This is a genomic window from Streptomyces odonnellii (assembly GCF_000981895.1).
GTDB lineage: Bacteria > Actinomycetota > Actinomycetes > Streptomycetales > Streptomycetaceae > Streptomyces > Streptomyces odonnellii.
This window is the reverse complement of record NZ_LATD01000577.1, coordinates 1-1,800: the sequence shown is the minus strand read 5'-3', so window position 1 is coordinate 1,800 and position 1,800 is coordinate 1. Positions and strand designations below refer to the sequence as shown.

Here is a 1,800-nt window from a genome sequence, read left to right as displayed (position 1 = left end):
CAGTCCCCCAGCCCTTTCAGTCCCCGGCCCTTTCGTCCCCCGCCAGCAGTTCGTCCGCGTCCACGATCCGGTACGCGTATCCCTGCTCCGCCAGGAAGCGCTGCCGGTGCGCCGCGAAGTCCTGGTCGATCGTGTCGCGCGCGACGACCGAGTAGAAGCGCGCCTCGTGCCCGTCCGCCTTGGGCCGCAGCACCCGGCCCAGCCGCTGCGCCTCCTCCTGGCGGGAGCCGAACGTGCCGGAGACCTGGATCGCGACCGTCGCCTCCGGCAGGTCGATCGAGAAGTTCGCGACCTTCGACACGACCAGCACCGAGATCTCGCCCTGCCGGAACGCCTCGAACAGCAGCTCCCGCTGCGCGTTGCTGGTCTCGCCCTTGATGACCGGCGCGCCGAGATGCTCGCCCAGTTCGTCGAGCTGGTCGATGTACTGGCCGATGACCAGCGTCTGCTCGCCCATGTGCTTCCGTACCAGCGCCTCCGTCACCCGCCGCTTCGTCGGGGTCGTCGCGCAGTACCGGTACTTCTCCTCCGTCTCGGCGGTCGCGTACGCGAGGCGCTCGCTGTCGGTGAGGTTGACCCGTACCTCGACGCAGTCGGCCGGGGCGATGTACCCCTGCGCCTCGATCTCCTTCCACGGCGCGTCGAACCGCTTGGGCCCGATGAGCGAGAAGACGTCGGACTCGCGGCCGTCCTCCCGTACGAGCGTGGCGGTCAGCCCGAGACGGCGGCGGGCCTGGAGATCGGCGGTGAACTTGAAGACCGGCGCGGGCAGCAGATGCACCTCGTCGTACACGATCAGACCCCAGTCGCGGGAGTCGAACAGCTCCAGGTGCGGATAGATGCCCTTGCGACGGGTCGTGAGCACCTGGTACGTGGCGATGGTGACGGGGCGGATCTCCTTCCTCGTACCGCTGTACTCGCCGATCTCGTCCTCGGTCAGCGAGGTGCGCTTCACCAGCTCGTGCTTCCACTGGCGGGCGGAGACGGTGTTGGTGACCAGGATCAGGGTCGTGGCCTTGGCCTGCGCCATCGCACCCGCGCCGACCAGGGTCTTTCCGGCTCCGCAGGGCAGGACGACCACGCCGGAGCCGCCGTGCCAGAAGCCCTCGACGGCCTGCTTCTGGTACGGGCGCAGCGCCCAGCCTGTCTCGTCCAGCTCGATGGCGTGCGCCTCGCCGTCGACGTAACCGGCATGATCCTCGGCCGGCCAGCCCAGCTTGAGCAGCGTCTGCTTGATCTGGCCGCGCTCGGAGGGGTGCACGGCGACGGTGTCCGGATCGATCCGGGCGCCGACCAGCGGCTGGATCTTCTTGGAACGGAGGATCTCCTCCAGCACCGGACGGTCCGTGGAGGTCAGCACCAGACCGTGGGTGGGGTGCTTGGAGAGCACGAGCCGGCCGTAGCGGGCCATCGTCTCGGCGACGTCGACGAGCAGGGCGTGCGGTACGGGATACCGCGAGAACTCCACCAGCGCGTCCACGACCTGCTCGGCGTCATGCCCGGCCGCCCGGGCGTTCCAGAGCCCGAGCGGCGTCAGCCGGTAGGTGTGGATGTGCTCGGGGGCCCGCTCCAGCTCGGCGAACGGCGCGATGGCGCGACGGCAGGCCCCCGCCTGCTCGTGGTCGACTTCGAGCAGCAATGTCTTGTCGCTCTGGACGATGAGGGGTCCATTCACAGCCGCGCCCTTTCCGTATGTCCGTATGCCAAACGCCCAGTCTCCCGCATCCGGCTCTGATCCGGACCACGAAGGGAGCCCGGGGATCCGCTTCGGGGGTGGCCGGGGCCGCCGGTGGGCGTACC

The 1,800-nt window shown here is 69.4% G+C and carries 1 protein-coding gene; it reads right to left on the bottom strand.

Annotated features, from left to right (window positions below):
• Window positions 1-16 precede the first annotated feature (16 nt).
• Window positions 17-1,675, bottom strand: coding sequence for a DNA repair helicase XPB (locus tag WH07_RS35255; protein WP_046509237.1), 1,659 nt, complete (start codon window positions 1,673-1,675; stop codon window positions 17-19).
• Between the last annotated feature and the right edge of the window lie 125 nt (window positions 1,676-1,800).